This is a genomic window from Caulobacter sp. ErkDOM-E, from assembly GCF_048541895.1.
In the GTDB taxonomy this organism is placed as follows: domain Bacteria; phylum Pseudomonadota; class Alphaproteobacteria; order Caulobacterales; family Caulobacteraceae; genus Caulobacter.
On record NZ_CP183331.1, the window covers coordinates 1,467,683 to 1,482,719 of the forward strand.

Sequence of the window (15,037 nt, forward strand, 5' to 3'; positions counted from 1 at the left end):
CGCCTCAGGCGCGTAAAGGGAATCGATGGTGTCGAAGGCGAGTCAAGGCGGCCGGTCCGGGCCGAGCCGTCGGTCGATGCTCGCCGGCGCGGCGGCCCTGGCGGGATTTTCCGTCACCGCTCCAGCCCGCGCCGCCGGCAAGGCGTCCGACCGGATCGAGGCGCTGCTCGCCCAGATGACCATCGAGGAGAAAGCCGGCCAGCTGTCGTGCTTCGCCGACATGATCCGCCCGCCGATCGGCGACATCAATCCGCTGGTCAATATCCGCAACGCCCAGACCCTGCTGGCCGAGACCCGCGCCGGCCGCATCGGCGTGCTGATGAACGGCATGGGCACGGCCGGCGCCCTGGAGGCCCAGAAGGCGGCGGTCGAGGGCTCGCGCCTGAAGATCCCGCTGATCTTCGCCGCCGACGTGATCCACGGCTTCCGCACCGTTTTCCCGATCCCGCTGGCCGAGTCCGGCAGCTTTGACCCCCACCTGTGCGAGCGCACCGCCCGCGCGGCCGCCTCTGAGGCCAGCGCCTCGGGCCTGCACTGGACCTTCGCGCCGATGGTCGACGTGGCCCGCGACCAGCGCTGGGGCCGTGTGGCCGAGGGCGCCGGCGAGGATGTCTATCTGGGCGAGGTGCTGGGCGCGGCCCGGGTGCGCGGCTTCCAGGGCAAGGACCTCAAGGCTGAAGACAGCATGCTGGCCACCCCCAAGCACTTCGCCGCCTATGGCGCGGTGACGGCGGGGCTGGAATACAACGCCGTCGAGATTTCCGAAGCCACCCTGCGCGAGGTGCATCTGCCGCCGTTCCAGGCCGCCTTCGACGCCGGCGCCCTGACCACCATGTCGGCCTTCAACGACATCAACGGCGTGCCCTCCACCGCCAACAAGCGCCTGCTGACCGACGTGCTGCGCGGGGAGTGGGGCTTCAAGGGCGTGGTGATCTCCGACTACACCGCCGACCAGGAGCTGGTGGCCCACGGCTATGCCGCCGACGATCGCGACGCGGCGCGCCACGCCATACTGGCCGGCGTCGACATCAGCATGCAGAGCGGCCTCTATCTGCGCTACCTGCCGGAACTGACCGCCTCGGGCGCGGTGCCGATGGCCGTGGTCGACGCCTCCGTGCGCCGGGTGCTGGCGCTGAAGGAAGCGCTGGGCCTGTTCGACAATCCCTATCGCTCGATCAACGACAAGGTCGAGGCGATGCGCACGGCGACGCCGTATCTGCGCCAGCTGAGCCGCGAGTCCGGCGGGCGCTCGATCGTGCTGCTGCGCAACGAGGGGGCCATCCTGCCCCTGCCGCGCGGCGGCAAGCGCCTGGCCCTGATCGGTCCGTTCGCCGAGGACCGCGACAATGTCGTGGGGCCCTGGGCCTTCTTTGGCGACAAGAGCCTGAATGTCGATCTGGCCAGCGGCCTGCGCGCCGCCATGACCGATCCGGCCAGCCTGATCGTCGAGCGCGGCTGCGAGGTCGAGACCACCCTGGCCGGCGGTTTCGAGCGCGCGGTGGCGGCGGCGCAGCGCGCCGACATTGTGCTGCTGGCGGTCGGCGAAAGCCAGGACATGACCGGCGAGGCCAAGTCCCGCACCGACATCCGCATCCCGCCCGTCCAGCAGCGCCTGGCCGAGGCCATCGCCGCGACCGGCAAGCCCGTCGTCGTGCTGCTGCGCCACGGCCGCGCCATCGCGCTGGAAGGCGTGGTCCGCGACGCCAAGGCGATCCTGGCCACTTGGTTCCTGGGCAGCGAGATGGGCAACGCGGTCGCCGACGTGCTGTTCGGCGCGGTCAATCCGTCGGCCCGCCTGCCGGTCAGCTTCCCGCTGGAGAGCGGTCAGGAGCCGTTCTTCTACAACGGCCGCACCACCGGCCGCCCGGCGCCGGTTGATCCCAACGCCCAGGAGTACAAGGCCCGCTGGCGGTCGATCCGCAACGAGGCCCTGTATCCGTTCGGCTTTGGCCTGGGCTATTCGACCTTCGCGCTGACCGACCTGAAGCTCAGCACGCCCCGGCTGCGCTGGAGCGACACGCTGCACGTTACCGCCAAGGTCGCCAATACCGGCGCTGTGCACGGTGAGCACGTGGTCCAGCTCTATATCCGCGACCGCGTCGCCAGCCGCACCCGTCCGGTGCGCGAGCTGAAGGGCTTCCAGCGCGTCGCTCTCGCCCCCGGCGCCAGCCGCGAGGTGAAGTTCGAGCTCCGGCGCGAGGCTCTGATGTTCGTCGGCGACCAGGACCGCTGGATCGCCGAGCCGGGCCTGTTCGATCTGTGGGTGGCCAATTCGTCGGTCGACGGCCTGGCGGGCAGTTTCGAGCTGCTGACGGCCTAGCCTCGCCCGGCGCCGCTTACGGAGATTGGCGTTGCGAAACGCCAGATTTCCGCAGCCCACGGTCGGGCAACAAGCCGGACACGCCCCGGCCACCCAGCCTCGCTAGGCCTTCGCGACGTCTCGTGAAGGTCTATCCATGCTGCGCAAGCTCCTCGTCGCCACGGCCGCCGCCGCACCTCTGCTCGCCTGCGCGGGCGCCGCCCTGGCCGAGGTGGAGGTCACCAGCAGCAGCCGCACCACGCCGATCAGCACCTCCAGCCCCAATGGCGGCGCGGCCGATGATGTGAAGGTCACGGCCGACGGGGTGATCACCCTGAGCGCCTCAGGCGGGATGATCACGCTGGACAGCGACAACCTGGTCACGATGAACGGAGGCCTGGCCAGCATCGACGTTTCCGACTCGGTCGGCATTCTGGTGCTGGGCGGCCATGCGGGGTCGGTCACCAACGCCGGCTCGATCAGCCTGACCGAGGACTACGACTACGAAGACAGCGACGAGGACGGCGACCTCGACGGCGTCTTCGCCAAGGGGACCGGGCGCTATGGTATCCGCATCGTGGGTCCCGGAACCTTCACGGGCGATATCGTTAACGCCTCGGCCGGGACGATCTATGTCGAGGGGACAGGCTCGGCGGGCATGAGCCTGGAAACCGGTCTGGTCGGAGCCCTGACTCAGGCGGGAACCATCACGGTCGTCGGCGACAACAGCTATGGCGTCCGCGTCGGCGGCGCGGTGACCGGCGATGTCAAGGTCGAGGGGGCGGTCAGCGTCACGGGCGGCGGGGCGACCGGCGTGGCGATCGACAGCGCCGTCGACGGCGCCTTCGTCATCCAGGGCTCGGTGACGGCCACGGGCTATCGCTACACCAGCCGGATCAGCGATCCCGACGACCGGGCCCTGCTGGACGCCGACGACATCCTGGAGAGCGGCTCGGCGGTGCGGGTGACGGCCAATGTCGCCGGCGGCGTGCTGCTGGACACCGCTCCCACCGACACCAATGACGACACCAGCGACGACGAGGACGACGACGGCGTCACCGACAGCAGCGAAGGCGCGGCCTCGGTCGTCGTCTATGGCGGCGCGCCGGCCCTGAAGATCGGCTCGGACAGCAACACGGTCACCATCGGGGCGGTGGGAGCCGGCGACGACGGCTATGGCCTGATCATCCGGGGCTCGGTCGCGGCCATCGGCTCGCTGGACACTATCGAGACCACGGCGGTGCAATTGGGCGGCGACGCCGGCTATTCGACCCTGATCACCGGCGGCGTGCGGTTGAGCGGCTCGCTGAGCGCCAGCGCCTATGAGGCCCAGACGACCGGGCTGCGGCTGAAATCCGGCGCGGTGGCCGACAGCCTGTGGAACACCGGCGCGATCAGCGCCTACACGGTCTCGGAAGGCGACTATTCGGCCCGTGGCCTGGTCATCGAGGCCGGGGCGTCGATGACCCGCTTGGTCAATGCGGGCAGCATCCTGGCCTCGGTCTCCGGCGAAACGGGGTCCGCCTATGCGGTTCTCGACAGGGCCGGGACCCTGAACAGCATCGTCAATACCGGCTCGATCGCCGCCTACGTGGTCGCCACCGACGACGACTACGACCTGGACGACGACAATGACGACGCCACCGACGAGACGGTTACGGGCAGGGCCGTCGCCATCGACGTCAGCCAGAACATCACCGGCGTCTCGATCGTCCAGTCGGGCGTCAATGACGGCGACGATGGCGATGACGAGGTGGCCGACACCGATACCGACAGCGACGGGGTGGACGATGGCGACGAGCCGAGCATCGTCGGCAAGGTGCTGCTGGGGTCCGGCGACGACAGCATCAGGATCCTCAACGGCGTCCTGGTGGGCGAGATCGTCTTTGGCGCGGGCGCGGATGCGCTGGTGGTCGACGGCGGCGCCTCGGTTCTGACCTATCTTTCGGACTCTGACGGCCGGCTGGACGTCACCGTTGGGACCGGCGCTCTGGGCCTGACCAACACCGGCGACATCAAGGCCACCAGCCTGACCCTGGGGGCCGACAGCAAGCTGATCTTCAGCGTCGACCCCGAGGCGGGCACGGCGACGCGGTTCGTGGTCGATACGGCCACCATCGCCTCGGGCGCCAATCTGGGCCTGTCGCTCAACAACCTGCTGACCGACGCGACGACCTATGAGGTGATCAAGGCCGGCAGCCTGACGGCCGGGACGATCAGCCAGGATCTGCTGGGCGACGCGCCGTTCCTCTATGTCGCCAACGCCTATCAGGCCGGCGACAGCGTCAATATCGACGTGCGGCGGCGCACGGCGGCCGAGGCCGGCATGACGGTCGCGCAGGGCGCGGCCTGGGACGCCGTCTTCGCCGCTCTGGGCCAGGACAGCGACATCGCCGGGGCCTTCCTGGGGCAGCAGACCAGCGACGGCTTCTACAATCTCTACAACCAGATGCTGCCCAGCCAGGGGGAGGGGATGTTCTCGGCCCTGCAGTCGGCGAACCAGCAGATCTCGGCCGCCACGGCGATCCGACCGGACAAGGGCGAACGCTATGGCCCCGACAGCGTCTGGGTGCAGCAGATCAACACCATGGTGCAGCGCCGGGACGGTGAAACCCTGGGCTCCGACACCCAGGCCCTGGGCTTCGTGGCGGGCTACGAGGCGATGGGCGACGCCGGCGGCGCGCTGGGCGCGACCCTGGCGGTGGTCAGCATCGAGGAGCACGACACCTATGCCAAGGCCGGCGAGGAGACGAGCGCCTCGTTCGTCCAGGCCGGGCTCTACTGGCGGCGCGCCGTGGGCGGCTGGCGGTTCAATCTGGGGGGCGGGGGCGGCTATGGCTGGCTGACCGGCGACCGCAGCTTCATCAGCGAGGATGCCGACAGCGACGGAACCGCCGATGTCATCCTGACCAACACCGCCCACTGGAACGGCGCGACCGCCAACGCCTTCGCCGGGATCGCCTATGAGCAGCCGCTGGGCCGCTTCTACGCCCGGCCCGAGGCGCGGCTTGACTATGTCTATCTGAGCGAGGGCCGGCGGGTCGAAAGCGGCGGTGGCGACGGCTTTGACCTGACCGTTGACTCCCGGGCCTTCAGCAATCTCAGCGGTGACGCCGGGATCGTATTCGGGGCCCATTTCGGCCAGGACATCTGGTGGCGGCCCGAGGTGCGGCTGGGCTATCGCCAGACCCTGGCCGGCGAGGTCGGCGACACCGTCGCCCGCTTCCAGGGCGGATCGTCCTTCACCCTGGCCTCGCTCAACGACAAGCAGGGCGCGGTGACCCTGGGCCTGGCGCTGCGGGCCGGCTCGGCGATGTCGTACCTCGCGCTGGAGGGCGGAGCCGAGGCCTCGCGCAAGCAGACCAAGTACAATCTGAGACTATCGGGCCGGGCGATGTTCTAGATCCGGCCGCGCCACAATCGGGCCATGGTTTCAAGCGTGTTTCAGTACAATGCAGCCGGATATGAAATTCCCGCGCCAAACGTGACTGATAGCCAGGGGTTCCCCCAGGTTTCGGAAGCATCGCCGCCGTGCGTCAAAGAATTCTCCTGCTCGACCCCGACCCGGCGGCCCGCGCCTCGCTGAGCGATCTGCTCTCGCGGCACGAATATGAGGTCGTCGCGGCGTCGTCTGGCCGGCAGATGGACCGGATCCTCAGCGAGATCGAAATCGACATCGTCGTGCTCGACATCATGCTGCCTGACGAGGGCGGACTGTCGGTCTGCGGGCGCCTGCGGGAGCGGACGCCATCTCCGGGGCTGGTTGTGGTCAGCGCGCTGGCCGAGGAGAGCGACATCGTCGTCGGGCTGGAGATGGGCGCCGACGACTACCTGGCGAAGCCGTATCGACCAAGGGAGCTTCTGGCCCGAATCCGCTCGGTGCTGCGCCGCCGCCGCGACTGCGCTCGACCGGGTCGGGACGATGATCGCTTCATCGTCTACCGGTTCAACGGCTGGCGTCTCAGCGTCGCCGCCCATCAGCTGCTGGACCCCTATGGCGGGGTGGTCGACCTGTCGTCGGCCGAGTTCACGCTGCTGCTGACCCTGGTTTCCAGGCCTCAGCAGATCTTGACTCGCGAGCAGCTGATGCAGGGGCCTCGGGGCGGGGAGGGGCGCGTCGGGCCACAGCAGATCAATGTCACCATGAGCCGTCTGAGATCCAAGTTGAGCCATGTCGAAGGGGGGCGAAAATTGATCCGTACCGTGAGGTATGAAGGCTATCTTTTGGCGGCGACGGTGGAGCGGGTTTCGGCCGAGTAGAACCAACTGAATAACCGAAATTAAGCGCGTTCCTTAAGGAACCGACGAATCACCTTGCTTGGCCAGACATCGTCGGCAGTCGCCATGGTGGCGATCGCGGCCTTGAACTAGACGCCCTGAACAGGCCGCACGTAGCGGGGCGAGCAGAAAAACCATCGCTTCATTTGCTGGCTCAGGCTTTGATATTGAAGGGCTTTGCGCAGATCTGGCCGTTTGACCTCGATCTTCTGAGGCCTTTGTCCGGCGTGTCCCGGGACTGCGGCTGCATGTCCCGTTGAAACCTATTGGAAAGAAAATAAGGTTACCGGAACTCGACCGGAGTCGGTCAGAGTCGGCGCCCGCATATCCAGGCTCCGTTTCCGAAAAGCGTTAGAGTTTCGCGCGCTCCGCGCGGACCCCGGCCAGGACAGCTGCATGTCGATCTCGAGCCTCTCCGCCGCTCAAATTTCGGCCCTTCCCGCCAGCGCTATCCAGGCCCTGTCGACGACCGAGATCCAGTCGCTCAGCTCCACCCAGATCGGGGCCATCAATGCCAGCGGCATTGAGGTCCTGGCCGATACCCAGGTCGCGGCGCTCAGCGCGACCCAGATCAAGGCCCTAACCACCACCCAGATCCCGAAGTTCGCGCCCAGCGTGGTCTTCGATGTCAGTCAACTGACGACCCTCAGCGGCCAGCAGGTTTCGGCCCTGACCTCGACCCAACTCGCCGGCCTCGACACCTCCCACATCGGCGCGCTGAGCGCGACGCAGGTCAGTGTGCTGTCGGCCACCAAGTTCTCGGGCCTGGTCGACACGCAAGTCGCCGCCCTCTCGACCACCCAGATCAAGGGCGTCACGGCGACGCAGCTCAAGGGTCTGACGACAACTGACATCAGCGAACTGGCCAACACCCAGGTGCAGGCCCTGACCGTCGCCCAGCTTGGCGCCCTGTCGGGCGCCCAGGTTTCGACCTTCGATGTCACCCAGGTGGCGGCGCTGTCCACCACCCAGATCGGCAGCCTGACGGCGACCCAGCTGAAGGGCCTGAGCACCACTGACATCGGCGAGCTTTCGACCACCCAGGTCGGATCCCTGTCGGCCCTGCAACTGGGAACCCTGGCTTCGACCCAGGTCTCGGCTCTGGCCGACACCCAGGTGGCCGCGCTGAACGTCAGCCAGATCCGGGGCCTGACGACCAGCCAGCTGAAGGATCTGAGCACCACTGACGTCAGCAAGCTGCTGGACACCCAGGTCGCCGCCCTGACGGCCGTACAGGTCTCCGCCCTAACGGCAACCAGCCTGTCGACGCTCGACGCCACCCAGACGGCGGCGCTGAACGCGACGCAGATCAAGAGCCTGACGACCACCCAGGTTAAGGGCCTGACCACCACTGACATCAGCGAGCTGTCGGAAACCCAGGTCGGCGCCCTGACCACGGCGCAGGTTGCGATTCTGGCCAACACCCAGGTCCAGGCGCTGTCGACCACCCAGACCGGCGCGCTGTCGGCCTCGCAGATCGGCTCTTTGAGCGCCGCCAATTTCGTGGCTCTGGCCGACACCCAGGTCGCAACCTTCAACGCCACCCAGATCAAGGGCGTGACGACCTCGCAGCTGGCCGCCCTGACCGCCGGCGACATCGCTGAACTGGCCGGCACCCAGGTCGCGGCCCTGACGGCAACCCAGGTTTCGTCGCTCAGCGCCACCGGTGTGTCCGCGCTCGACGCCACTCAGACTGCTGCCTTGAACGCCACGCAGATCAAGGCTCTGACGGCGACCCAGCTTAAGGGGCTCACGACCGGCGACATTGCCGAACTGGCCGATACCCAGGTCGCGGCCCTGACGCCGACCCAGCTGTCCAGCCTGTCGACGACCAATATCTCGGCCCTGGACGCCACCCAGACAGCCGCGCTCAGCACGACGCAGATCAAGGGTCTGACCGCCACTCAGATCAAGGGCCTCAGCACCGCCGACATGGGCGATCTGTCGACCACCCAGATCGGCGCCCTGACCTCCGACCAGCTGAAGGCCCTGACCGAGACCAATATCTCGGCCCTGGTCGACACCCAGATCGCCGCCCTGAGCAATACTCAGGTCCAGGCCCTGTCGACCACCCAGCTGAAGGGTCTGTCGACCACCGACATCACCGAGCTGTCGGCCACCCAGGTCGGCGCCCTCGCCACGGCCCAGATCAGCGCCCTGTCGGTCACCAACCTGCAGCAGCTGTCGACCACCCAGATTGGCGGCATCAGCGCCTCGCAGATCGCCGCCCTGTCGAACACCAGCGTCACCCTGCTGGCCGACACCCAGTTCGCGGCTCTCAACACGACCCAGATCAAGGGTCTGACGGCCGGCCAGCTGGCCGCCCTGACGACCACCAATGTCGGCTTTCTGGCTGGCACCCAGGTCGGCGCCCTGACGGCGATCCAGATCACCTCGCTCAGCGCGACCAATGTCTCGGCCCTCGCCGACACCCAGGTGGCGGCTCTGAGCACCACGCAGATCAAGGGCCTGACGGCCAATCAGCTGAAGGGCCTGTCGGCCACCGACATCGGCGAACTGGCCGACACCCAGGTTGCGGCCCTGACCGCGGTCCAGATCGGCGCCCTGTCGGCCACGGGCGTCTCGGCCCTGAACCAGACCCAGACGGCGGCGCTCAACGCGACGCAGATCAAGGGCCTGACGGCTACCCAGCTGGCGGGACTGTCGACCGGGGACATGGGCGAACTGGTCGATACCCAGATCCAGGCTCTCACCGTGGCCCAGCTGGGTTCGCTGACGGCGACCAACATCTCGGCGCTTGACCAGACCCAGACCCAGGCCCTTACGGCGACCCAGATCAAGGGCCTGTCGACGACTCAGCTGAAGGGCCTGTCGACCACCGACATGACCGAGCTGACGGCTGACCAGATCGGCGCCCTGACGCCGTCCCAGACCACGGCTCTGGGTATCACCAACCTGCAGGCCCTGACGACGACCCAGGTCGGTTCGCTGAGCGCCGCCCAGATCGGCGCCCTTAGCACGACGGCCTTCTCGGCCCTGGTCGACACCCAGGTCGCTGTGCTGAATTCCACCCAGATTAAGGGTCTGACGACTTCGCAGCTGGCCGCCCTGACCACCACCGACATCGGTGAACTGGCCGACACCCAGGTGGCCGCGCTGACCCCGACCCAGGTCGCGGCGCTCAGCGCCACCAGCGTCTCGGCGCTGAGCCAGACCCAGACGGCGGCTCTAAGCACCACCCAGATCAAGGCCCTGACGGCGACCCAGCTGAAGAACCTGTCGGCGGGCGACATTGGCGAGCTGGCCGACACCCAGGTCGCGGCCCTGACGGCGACCCAACTGGGCGCGCTGAGCGCCACCGGCTTCTCGGCCATGGTCGACACCCAGGTCGCCGCCCTGAACGCGACCCAGATCAAGGGCCTGACCGCCACCCAGATCAAGGGCCTGTCCACCACCGACATCGGTGAACTGCTCGACACCCAGATCGCGGCCCTGACCGCCGACCAGCTGAAGGCTGTGTCGGAAACCAACATGTCGGCCCTGAGCCAGACCCAGGTCACCGCCCTGAGCAACACCCAGGTCCAGGCTCTGACGACCACCCAGCTGAAGGGTCTGTCGACCACCGACATCACCGAACTGTCGGCCACCCAGGTCGGCGCCCTCGCCACGGCCCAGATCAGCGCCCTGTCGGTGACCAACCTGCAGCAACTGTCGACGACCCAGATCGGCGGGATGAGCGCCACGCAGATCGCCGCCCTGGCTCCGACCAGCGTGTCGCTGCTGGCAGACACCCAGTTCGCGGCCCTCAGCACCACTCAGGTCAAGGGGCTGACGACGGCCCAGCTCGGCGCCCTGACCGCCGGCAACATCGGCGATCTGGCCGACACCCAGGTCGGCGCCCTCAGCGCCGCCCAGATCGGGGCCCTCAGCGCGACGAACGTCTCGGCCTTGGTCGACACCCAGGTCGCCGCGCTCAGCACCACCCAGATCAAGGGCCTTACGGCGACGCAGCTGAAGGGGCTCTCGGCCGGTGACATCGGCGAACTGGCCGACACCCAGGTCGGCGCCCTGACCGCGACGCAGCTGGGCAGCCTGACGGCGACCGGCGTCTCGGCCCTTGTCGACACCCAGATGGCGGCTCTGAACGCCACCCAGATCAAGGGGCTGACGACCACGCAACTGGCTGCCCTGAACACCACGGACATGGGCGAACTGGCAGACACCCAGGTGGCCGCCCTGACCACGACGCAGCTCTCCGCCGTCAGCGCCACCAACATTTCCGCGCTCAATGAGACCCAGACGGCCGCTCTGAGCGCCACCCAGATCAAGGCTCTGTCGACGACCCAGGTGAGGGGGCTCAACGCCACCGACATCAGCGAGCTGTCTTCGACCCAGGTCGGCGCCCTAACGACCGCGCAGTTTGCGGCCCTGGACACCACCAACCTGAAGGCCCTGTCGGTCACCCAGGTCGGCGCCCTGTCGGCCTCGCACATCGGGGCCCTGACCGCCTCGAACTTCTCGGCCCTGGTCGACACCCAAGTCGCCGCCCTCAGCACCACCCAGATCAAGGGCCTGACCAACCTCCAGGTCGCCGGTCTGAACACCACCGACATCGCCGAACTGGCCGACACCCAGATCGGCGCCCTCAGCGCCGCCCAACTGGGCAGCCTGACCGCGACCAGCTTCTCGGCGCTTGACCAGACGCAGGTCGCCGCTCTGAGCACCACCCAGGTCAAGGGTCTGACGGCGACCCAGATCCGGGGTCTGAACACAGGCGACATTGGCGAGCTGTCGAGCACGCAGGTCGGGGCCCTGACGGCTGATCAGCTGAAGGCTCTGTCGGAAACCAACATCTCCGCCCTGGTCGACACCCAGATCGCCGCCCTGAGCAACACCCAGGTCCAGGCGCTGAGCACCACCCAGCTGAAGGGTCTGTCGACCACTGACATCACCGAGCTGTCGGCCACCCAGGTGGGCGCTCTGGCGGCCGCCCAGGTCGCGGCCCTGTCGATCACCAACCTGCAGCAACTGTCGACGACCCAGATCGGCGGCATCAGCGCCGCCCAGATCGGCGCCTTGGCGGCGACCAGCATCGCCCAGCTGGCCGACACCCAGCTGGCCGCCCTGAGCACCACCCAGATCAAGGGTCTGACGACCGGCCAGCTGTCCAATCTGACCGCCGGCAACATCGGTGATCTGGCCGAAACCCAGATCGCGGTGCTCAGCGCCACTCAGCTGGGCGCGCTCAGCGCCACCGGCTTCTCGGCTCTGGTCGACACCCAGGTCGCCACCCTGAACGCCACCCAGATCAAGGGTCTGACCGCGACCCAGCTGAAGGGTCTGAGCACGACGGACGTGGGCGAACTGGCCGACACCCAGGTGCAGGCCTTGACGGTCGTCCAGCTGAACGCCCTGACGGCGACCAGCATCTCGGCCCTGAATGAAACCCAGACGGCAGCCCTGTCGACGACCCAGATCAAGGGTCTGACGGCCACCCAGCTGAAGGGTCTGTCGACCACCGACATGGCCGAACTGACGACCACCCAGGTGGCCGCCATGAGCGCCGAGCAGTTGAAGGCGCTGTCGGAGACCAACGTCTCGGCCCTTAGCGAGACCCAGGTCGGCGCCCTGGCCAGCACCCAGGTCCAGGCGCTGAGCACAACCCAGCTGAAGGGCCTGACGGTCACCGATATCGGCGAACTTTCCGCCACCCAGGTCGGCGCCCTGAGCGCCGCCCAGGTGGGCGCGCTGTCGGTCACCAACCTGCAGGCGCTGTCCACCACCCAGATCGGCGGCCTCTCGGCCACCCAGATCGGCGCGCTGTCGGTCACCAGCGTTACCCTGCTGGCCGACACCCAGTTCGCGGCCCTCAGCACCACCCAGGTCAAGGGCCTGACCACGGCTCAGGTCGCGGGCCTCACCGCCGGCAATGTCGGTGATCTGGCCGACACCCAGGTCGGCGCCTTGAGCGCCGCCCAGATCGGCGCCCTCAGCGCGACCAATGTCTCGGCCCTGGTCGACACCCAGGTCGCGGCGCTGAACGGCACCCAGATCAAGGGCCTGACAGCTACGCAGTTGAAGGGGCTCTCGGCCGCTGACATCGGCGAGCTGGCCGCGACCCAGGTCTCAGCCCTGACCGCGACCCAGTTGGGCGCCCTGTCGACCACCGGGGTCTCGGCGCTCGCCGACACCCAGATGGCGGCCCTGGACGCCACCCAGATCAAGGGTCTGACCAACACGCAGCTGGCCGCGTTCAGCACCACCGACATCGGTGAGCTGGCCGGCACCCAGGTTGCGGCCCTGACGACGGCGCAGTTGACGGCGCTGAGCGCCACCAACATCTCGGCGATGAACGAGACCCAGATCGCGGCCATCTCGACGACCTCGATCAAGGTTCTGACCACGACCCAGATCAAGGGCCTCAACACCACCGACATCGGCGAGCTCTCGGCCGGCCAGGTCGGCGCCCTGACCACCGCGCAGATCGCGGCGGTGGACATCCCCAACCTGCAGGCCCTGTCGACCACCCAGGTCGGCGCCCTCAGCGCGGCCCAGATCAGCGTCCTGACCGCCACGGCCTTCTCGGCCCTGGCCGACACCCAGGTTGCGGCCCTGAACGCCACGCAGATCAAGGGTCTGACGGCCTCGCAACTGTCGGGTCTGAAGGTCACCGACATCGCTGAGCTGCTCGACACCCAGATCGCCGCCCTGACCCCGACCCAGCTGACCAGCCTGACGGCGACCAACCTGTCGGCGCTTGACCAGACCCAGGTGGCCGCTCTGAGCACCACCCAGATCAAGGGCCTGACGGCGACCCAGCTGAAGGGTCTGAACACGGGCGACATGGCCCAGTTCTCCGAGACCCAGATCGGCGCCCTGACGGCGGATCAATTGAAGGCCCTGTCCGAGACCAATGTCTCGTCCCTGGCCGACACCCAGGTCGCGGCCCTGAGCAACACCCAGGTGCAGGCGCTGACGGCCACCCAGCTGAAGGGTCTGTCGATCACCGACATCACCGAGCTGTCGACCACTCAGGTCGGCGCTCTGACGGCGGCCCAGATCGGCGCCTTCACCGCGACCAACGTCCAGCAACTGTCGACCAGCCAGGTCGGCGCGCTCAGCGCGACCCAGATCGCCGGCCTGACGACGACCAGCGTCAAGGCGCTGTACGACACCCAGATCGATGTGCTGAACGCCACCCAGATCAAGGGCCTGACAGCCGCCCAGGTCGGGGTCCTGACCGTGGATCAGGCCTACAGCCTGGTCGACACCCAGATCGCAGCCCTGACCGCGACCCAGGTCGCGGCCCTGGGCAGCAATATCCGCACCTTCGACGCCACTCAGTTCGGGGCGCTGAACGAGACCCAGGTCAAGGCCATCACCACCACCCAACTGGCGGCGATGGACGATCTGGACATCGGTTCTGACTTCACCACCACCCAGATCGCCGCCCTGTCGGCGGCCCAGGTGGGGTCGTTCAGCCCCGGCATGCTGTTCGGCATGAAGGACACCCAGATCGCGGCCCTGAGCACGACCCAGGTCAAGGGCCTGACCACCTCGCAGATCACCGCCCTGAACACGACCCAGGCCGGCGCCATGGCCGACACCCAACTGGCGGCGCTGAGCCTCCTGCAGCTGGCGGCCCTGAACGCCACCAACCTGTCGGCTCTGAACGAGACCCAGATGGCCGGCCTCACGGCCACCCAGGTCAAGGGCCTGACCAACACCCAGCTGAAGGGTCTGTCGACCACCGACATCACCGAACTGTCGGCGACCCAGGTCGGCGCCCTGACGACCGGCCAGATCACGGCCTTCGCCACGACCGCTCTGCAGGCGCTGTCGACCACCCAGGTCGCCGCGCTCAGCACGTCGCAACTTGGCGCCCTGACGGCGACCAGCTTCTCGGCCCTGGCCGATACCCAGGTCGCGGCGCTGAACACCACCCAGATCAAGGGTCTGACGACCGCGCAGTTGGGTGGCCTGTCGACGACGGACATCAGCGGACTGCTGGATACCCAGATCGGCGCCCTGACCACGACGCAGCTGGCCGCGCTGAGCGCCACCAACGTCTCGGCGCTCGACGCCACCCAGACGGCGGCGCTGAGCACGACCCAGGTCAAGGGCCTGACGGCGACCCAGATCAAGGGCCTGTCGACCACCGATATCGGCGAACTGTTCAACACCCAGATTGCGGCCCTGACCACCAGCCAGGTCTCGGCCCTGTCGAACACCGTCATCGGCGGTCTGAACGAGACCCAGGTCGGATCGTTGCAAGGTACGCAGCTGGCCAGCCTGACGATCACCCAGCTGGACAATCTGAGCACGACCAACATCTCGGCCCTGACCGCCACCCAGGCCGGCGCTCTGACCACCACCCAGGTGCAGAGCCTGTCGGATCCGCAGATCATCGCCTATCTGGGCGTCACCTAAGACCTTTCTGTCCGCCGGCGTCGCAGGACGCCGGCGGCCGGGCAGGGCGCGCCCTGCCAGAACGCGACT

At 67.9% G+C, this 15,037-nt stretch carries 4 protein-coding genes; all 4 read left to right on the forward strand.

What is annotated here, in order from left to right; translation table 11 throughout:
* Window positions 1–25: 25 nt before the first annotated feature.
* The 4 genes from bglX (at window position 26) to ACN2C7_RS07275 (ending at window position 14,968) form a co-directional block, all read left to right on the forward strand.
* Window positions 26–2,320 (forward strand): beta-glucosidase BglX, encoded by a 2,295-nt coding sequence (gene bglX, locus ACN2C7_RS07260; protein ID WP_419320782.1) that lies wholly within the window; start codon window positions 26–28, stop codon window positions 2,318–2,320.
* A gap of 136 nt (window positions 2,321–2,456) precedes the next feature.
* The gene (locus ACN2C7_RS07265) at window positions 2,457–5,702 is read left to right on the forward strand and encodes an autotransporter outer membrane beta-barrel domain-containing protein (RefSeq protein WP_419320784.1); all 3,246 of its coding nucleotides are present in this window, start codon (window positions 2,457–2,459) and stop codon (window positions 5,700–5,702) included.
* A 128-nt stretch (window positions 5,703–5,830) separates the two neighbouring features.
* Window positions 5,831–6,559, forward strand: coding sequence for a response regulator transcription factor (locus tag ACN2C7_RS07270; protein WP_419320786.1), 729 nt, complete (start codon window positions 5,831–5,833; stop codon window positions 6,557–6,559).
* A 414-nt stretch (window positions 6,560–6,973) separates the two neighbouring features.
* Window positions 6,974–14,968 (forward strand): beta strand repeat-containing protein, encoded by a 7,995-nt coding sequence (locus ACN2C7_RS07275; RefSeq protein ID WP_419320787.1) that lies wholly within the window; start codon window positions 6,974–6,976, stop codon window positions 14,966–14,968.
* Window positions 14,969–15,037 lie beyond the last annotated feature (69 nt).

Bases quoted from the DNA above. Each gene is read 5' to 3' on its own strand.
- ACN2C7_RS07265 (WP_419320784.1), top strand. From the start codon at position 2,457: ATGCTGCGCAAGCTCCTCGTCGCCACGGCCGCCGCCGCACCTCTGCTC.
- bglX (WP_419320782.1), top strand. From the start codon at position 26: ATGGTGTCGAAGGCGAGTCAAGGCGGCCGGTCCGGGCCGAGCCGTCGG.
- ACN2C7_RS07275 (WP_419320787.1), top strand. From the start codon at position 6,974: ATGTCGATCTCGAGCCTCTCCGCCGCTCAAATTTCGGCCCTTCCCGCC.